The sequence below is a fragment of the Actinoplanes sp. NPDC026623 genome (assembly GCF_040638275.1).
In the GTDB taxonomy this organism is placed as follows: Bacteria; Actinomycetota; Actinomycetes; order Mycobacteriales; family Micromonosporaceae; genus Actinoplanes.
Genome location: NZ_JBEZXZ010000328.1, coordinates 1 through 5,770, shown reverse-complemented (window position 1 = coordinate 5,770; position 5,770 = coordinate 1). Strand labels below are relative to the sequence as shown.

4 protein-coding genes are annotated in these 5,770 nt (G+C 71.2%); all 4 read right to left on the bottom strand.

The annotated features are described in order from the left end of the window. Positions 1-24: 24 nt before the first annotated feature. The 4 genes from AB0F10_RS43700 to mycP all read right to left on the bottom strand — a co-directional run bounded on the left by AB0F10_RS43700 (position 25) and on the right by mycP (position 5,610). Complete coding sequence (locus AB0F10_RS43700; protein ID WP_360640040.1) at positions 25-1,065, bottom strand: hypothetical protein; 1,041 nt, start codon at positions 1,063-1,065, stop codon at positions 25-27. A gap of 125 nt (positions 1,066-1,190) precedes the next feature. Beyond that, on the bottom strand, positions 1,191-3,335 hold the full coding sequence (locus AB0F10_RS43695; protein ID WP_360640038.1) for a transglycosylase domain-containing protein: 2,145 nt from the start codon (positions 3,333-3,335) through the stop codon (positions 1,191-1,193). A 37-nt stretch (positions 3,336-3,372) separates the two neighbouring features. Continuing rightward, a complete protein-coding gene (locus AB0F10_RS43690; protein WP_360640035.1) occupies positions 3,373-4,404 on the bottom strand; it encodes a chlorophyllase/cutinase-like alpha/beta fold protein in 1,032 nt (343 codons plus the stop codon). A 75-nt stretch (positions 4,405-4,479) separates the two neighbouring features. After that, the gene (mycP, locus tag AB0F10_RS43685; RefSeq protein ID WP_360640032.1) at positions 4,480-5,610 is read right to left on the bottom strand and encodes a type VII secretion-associated serine protease mycosin; all 1,131 of its coding nucleotides are present in this window, start codon (positions 5,608-5,610) and stop codon (positions 4,480-4,482) included. Positions 5,611-5,770: the final 160 nt, after the last annotated feature.

The following is a 5,770-nucleotide window of genomic DNA, read 5'->3' as shown; positions in this document are numbered from 1 at the left end:
GCCCGGCCGCCGCCACCCCTCGGGTCAGTCCGTCACGGGCGGTGCCGTCTCGGCCGCCCGCTTCAGGGCCGCCGCCTCGGACGAGAACGGGTTGTAGCTGTAGGTCCGGGAGAGCTCGCCCGGGATCGTGAAGTACTCGGCGGACAGCTTCGCCGGGTTGGTCGCGATCTCGCCCCGGCCCGGCAGGTCGTCGCCGTCGTCCCAGCCCCACGGGGCGTTCGCCGAGTTCGTGCCGCACGAGAAGGTGCCGACGCCGCAACCGCCCGAGGTGTCACCCGCGAAGGTGCCCAGGCTCGCGTACAGGTTCGTGTTGTCGCGCTGGGCCCAGAGGCCGCCGGACGCGAAGACGTCGATCAGCTCGTACTGGACGTCCCGGTCGTTGCCGCTGCTCGGGGTCTCGCCCTGCGCCGACGGGTAGTAGACGATGCCGTCGCCGTTGATCTTGTACTGCGGGTACGCCTTCAGGCCGTGACCCTGCACCTCCTGCGCGGTCACCGGGTGCTGGAACGCGTCGTGCGGCGAGGACTGCATCTGCAGGGTCCCGTCCACCGTCTCGCGGCCGCCGGTCCAGGTGCTCCCGCTCGGCGTGTACGAGTAGAAGCTCGTGTGCGCCACCGTCACCGCGGAGCGCAGCACCCCGTACGCCGAGCCGTCCTTCTGCACCGCCAGCAGCACGCCCTCGCCGTCGTTCTCGTGCTCGGTCTCGAAGAACGGGTGGTCGACCCAGTCGCGGGGGTGGAAGAAGAAGTAGGTGATGTACCAGTGCGTGCTGGTCTCCGCGACGGAGTAGTACGCCGCCGCCGAGAACGAGACGTCCGGCTGGGCTGCCCGGTCCCAGTTGTTGCGGCCGTTGAGGTCTCCGTCGAAGTCGACACGGGTGATGTAGTCGGCCTTGCCGCCCAGCGCGTGGCTGCCGGTGGCGTCGACGTCCTGGTAGTGGATCGGCGCCCAGCGCAGCGCCAGTTCGGATCGGCTGACCGCCGCGCCGGCGGGTGCCGGCGCCACGAGACCGAGGGAGACCAGCGCCATCGTCAGCGCGGCCGCGATCCTGCCCGTACCGAGCATGTGTGCTCCCACGTTCCGGAATGAATGGACCGCCGTCAATGTATGAGATCGACAGCGGCCTGTACATGTCCGGAGTGGAAAGGGCGCGTGGCCGCGGATCGAAGGTCTGCGGCCACGCGCTCGGGTCAGTCGCTCGGTTTCTTGAACTCCTCGACCGGGCGGCCCTCCATGTAGTCGGCGACCGTGCGGTACACCGCCGGGTTCACGATGCCGTGCGACATGTGGTCCGGGTGATCCGCCCAGTCGGGGTTCACCAGGTAGCCGGCCACCACGAGATTCTGGGTGCCGACCACCAGGGCCGCGGTCTTGTCGGCGTCAGTCGTGCCGGTCTTGCCGAAGACCGGGTGCCCGACCACGGCGTGTGCGCTCGGCTCGGTGGCGCCGGCGCAGTTCCCGAGCTGCGCGTGGTCGCCGACCGGGCAGCGGGCCGCGTCGAGCGCCCGGCGTGCCACGTCCTTGCTGGTCGCCCGGTTGCACTTGGGCTGGCCGATCTCGCTCTTCTTGCCGTCCTGGGTGTAGATCTGCTGGATCGGCGTCGGCGCGCAGTACCGCCCGTCACCGGCGAGCGTCGCGTACGCGTTCGCGATGTCGAGCGGCGTCGAGGCGGAGACGCCGAGCGTGAAGGCGCCCCACTGGTTCGCCGAGGCCTCGTCGTTCGCCATCTTGGCGTCGCTCTCGGCCCGGAACTTCACGCCGAACCGCTTCGCCACGTCGACGACCTTCTCGGCGCCGACCTCCTCCTGCAGCGGCACGAAGTACGTGTTCACCGAGCGGCCGAAACCGGTCCACATGTTGAACTGGCCGACCTCGTTCTTCGCGGCGTTGCCCGGGCAGTAGAAGTGCGTGCCGGGGCACGCCGCGTCCGAGCTCGGGTCGATGATGTAGCCCGACTTGTACCGCGCCTGCGCGTTGATCGTGTGGTCCAGCCCGAGGCCGTCCTCCAGGGCGGCGACCATGGTGAACATCTTGAACACCGAGCCGGCCTGGTAGCCGTTGATGTCGCCGCCGCCGGTGATGATCGGGTTGGTGGTGTTCGGGTAGGTGCCGCGGATGCCCTGAGCCGCCTTCTCCGGGTCCGACGAGAGCCTGTTCTTGGGGTCGGTCGTGCTGTCCAGCTTGTATTTGCGGTTCGCGGCGAGGGCGCGGACCCGGCCGGAGCCGGGCTCGACGCCGGCCAGCAGCAGCGCGTTGCGGTTGGTGTCCCTGATCTGCTTGGTGATCTCCTTGCGCGCCGCGCCCTGCGCCTTGATGTCCAGCGACGTCACGACCCGGTAGCCGCCGGTCTTGAGCTGCCGCTCCCGGTCGTACGTGCTCTTGCCGAACGCCTCCTGGGTCAGCCACCAGCGGTAGAAATAGTCGCAGAAGAAGCCCCAGTTGCTCTTCGCGACCGAGACGCAGCCGTTGCCGGGCCGGTTGGTGGTCCTGCCGAGCTTGACGGTCTTGGCCTTGGTGGCGTCGGCCGGGGTCAGGTAGCCGAGGTCACGCATGTTGTCGATGATGTAGTTGCGCCGGTCCAGCGCCTGCGGGTAGCCGCTGGGCGTGGTCGGGTCGAACGACGTCGGCGCCTTCACCATGCCGGCCAGCAGCGCGGCCTCGGCCACCGTGAGGTCCTTCGGCTTCTTGCCGAAATAGACCTGGCTGCCGGCGAAGACGCCGTACGCGCCGTTGCCGAAGGGCGCGATGTTGAGGTAGCGCTCGAGGATCTTCTGCTTGTTGAGTTCCTTCTCGAGCTGCAGCGCGTACTTCATCTCGGAGAGCTTGCGCTCCGGGGTGTCCTTGGTCGCGTCGACCGCCTGCTGCGGGGTCTTCGCCGAGTAGGCCAGGGTCATCCGGACCAGCTGCATCGTCAGCGTCGACGCGCCCTGCTTGCCGCCGCCGTTCTTGTTGTTGACGAACGCCCGGGCAACACCCTTCAGGTCGACGCCGTTGTGCTTGTAGAACTGGTGGTCCTCGGCGGCGACGATGGCGTTCTGCATGTTCACCGAGATGTCCTTGAGCGGGACGTCGCTGCGGAACTCGTCGTACATGACCGCGATCTGGGTCTTGTTGTCCGAGGCGAAGACCCGCGTCACCTGCGGTGCGCTCTGGTGCGAGAGCTGACTGGGCAGCTCACCGAACGTCTCCGACCCGGCCTTGGCCGCCAGCCCCGACATGGCGACCGCCGGGAACGAGGCAGCGGCCACCACCACGCCCGCCAGCAGGCCGCAGATCAACAGCGATCCGGCGCTGGCCAACTTGTTGCGATCACGGGAAGGCGTTGGAGAAGTCACCCGAATCAGGGTAGTCAGGAAGATCCAGGATCGCCTCTCAGAGCCGCTCCTGCAGCGTGCCCGCGTCGCCGGCCGCGGCCGCCCGCGGGAGGCGCGCCCGCGCCGCGGCGTCGCCGTAGAGGGCCCAGCGCAGGAACTCCGTCGATGTGCCGACGGTCGCCTCGAAGTCCGGCGCCTCGGTGACATGTCCCCCGTCGGTGATCGACAACATCGCGCGTGACCAGGGAACGGCCGCGTAGACAGCGCGTCCGGCCCGGTAGGTGACGGTGTTGTCCCTGCGTCCGTGCACGAAGAGCAGCGCCGCCGGCGGGCCGGTGAACGGCGCGCCCTGGAAGTCGGTGCCGTTCAGCACCACGCCCGCTTTGAGACGTTCGTCACGGTAGGCACTGAACAACCCGACCGTGGTGATTCCCCCGGCCGAGTGACCCGCGGCGGCCAGCCTATCCGGGTCGATCATCGCGCCGAACGGCCCCGCCGGAGCGAGTAACGAGTCGAGCACCCACGACGCGTCGGCGGGCTGGTTGACGATGTCCAGCGGGTCGAAGTCGGCGACCCCGTACGAGGTCCTCGGGTAGGTGGGCCCGGCCACGACGAAGCCGGCCCGCACCCACCGCGTCAGCATGTCCGCGTAGTCGTCCGGCTGCGCCGTGAGGCCGTGGCTGAACAGCACGAGCGGGAAGCGGCCGGCGGCCGGCGGCGCGTCGTCGACCGGGTCCGGGGTGCCCGGCACGGCCCCCTTCGCCGGATACCAGACCGTGGTGGGCAGGGCCCGGTCGCCGCGCCGGAACCGCAGCACCTGCCGGCCCACCGCGTACGCGCCGGGCGCGGCGCCCGGCACCGGCGTGTACGGCGCCGTCATCTCCCGCGGCGCCAGCGACGACGCGGCGGTCGAGCCCAGGATGGGCACCGACGAGGCGGGCGCCGGGGTGGACGCGACCGCGGACGGCGAGGCGGCACCACCGGTGGCGGTGACGGTGACGGTGACGGGGCGCGACGGCGGCGAACAGGCGGCCGACGCCCCGATCCCGGCGGTCGCGGCCAGGCCCACGAGCAGAGTCCGTCTACGCATGGTGACCATCTTGCGATACCGAACCCGCGTTGAGCTCGGGACGGACCCGAGCCGAAGATCACACACGGTGCCGGATCATCGCGCCCGCCGTCTTCTCAGCAGCATCCACACGGCGAGCCCGCCGACGAGCAGGACCACCAGCGCCGCCACGCCCGTGACGACCAGCGGAGCCGTCCTCGACCGCGGCATCGACCGGGCGTCGACCGGCGGGGCGGCCCGCACCCGCGCCGACGCGGACGCCTTGCCGGCCGGCAGCGGCGGCACCTTCGCCGTCAGTGCCCGGACGGGGTCGAGCCGCCCGTAACCGTAGGCGTCGTCGCGTCCCTTCGGGCCCGCGTCCACGGCGGTCGCGGTCAGCCGGTGGATGACCTCGGCCGCGCTCAGGTCCGGATATCGGGCGCGGACCAGCGCCGCGGCCCCGCTGACCACCGCCGCCGCCTCGCTGGTCCCGCTGCACAGGCAGTAGCCGGAGGACTTGATGCCGGTGGTGACGATCTCCGTGCCGGGAGCCGCGATCTCCAGCTGCGGGCCGCGCACCGAGTAGTCCGCGACGGCACCCCGGCGATCGACGGCGCCGACCGTCAGCACCTCAGGGAATTTGCCCGGGTAGTCCCCGGTGTCGACGTCCCCGGTGTTGCCCGCCGCGGCGACCACGACGATGCCGGCGGCCGAAGCCGCCCGGATGGCCTCGCGCAGCCTGTCGTCGTTCGCCGTGCTGAACGACATGTTGATGACGTCGGCGTCGTGGTCGACGGCGTAGGAGATGGCATCCACGATCGAGTCGGCGGTCGCGAAGGTGTTGATCGGCGCCTCGATCGGCAGGATCTTCGCCGCCGGGGCGACACCCAGGACGCCGCTGCCGCCGCCCCGGCCGTGGCCCCGGCCGGCGATGATCCCGGCCATCTCGGTGCCGTGCCCGTCGACGTCCTCGCGGCCGTCCCCGGTGGAGTCCGGGTAGACGCTGCCCCCGCGCAGCACGGCGGACGCCAGGTCGCGGTGCTGCGCGGCGACACCGGTGTCGATCACCGCGACTGTCACCCCCGCACCCTCGGTGATCCGGTGCGCCCGCGGGAGGTCGAGCGCGGCCAGATGCCACTGCCGGTCCCGGACGGAATCCGCGGCGGCCGGCGCGGCCCACAGCCCGGCCAGCGCGAGCGACAACGACGACGCGAGCAGGACCCGGCCCGCGCGCCAGGAGCCCGTCACCGGTCTCGCCCGATCACGCCGGGGCCGGGATCGTGGTCGGACACGGCTGTGTTGGCGGTGATGACCGGCGCCACCCCGGTGAGCACGCCCCACCGCTGATCCACCGCGCCCGCCGCCGCCTCGCCACCGTCGTCGCCGGCCCGCGCCCCGCGGCCCGCCC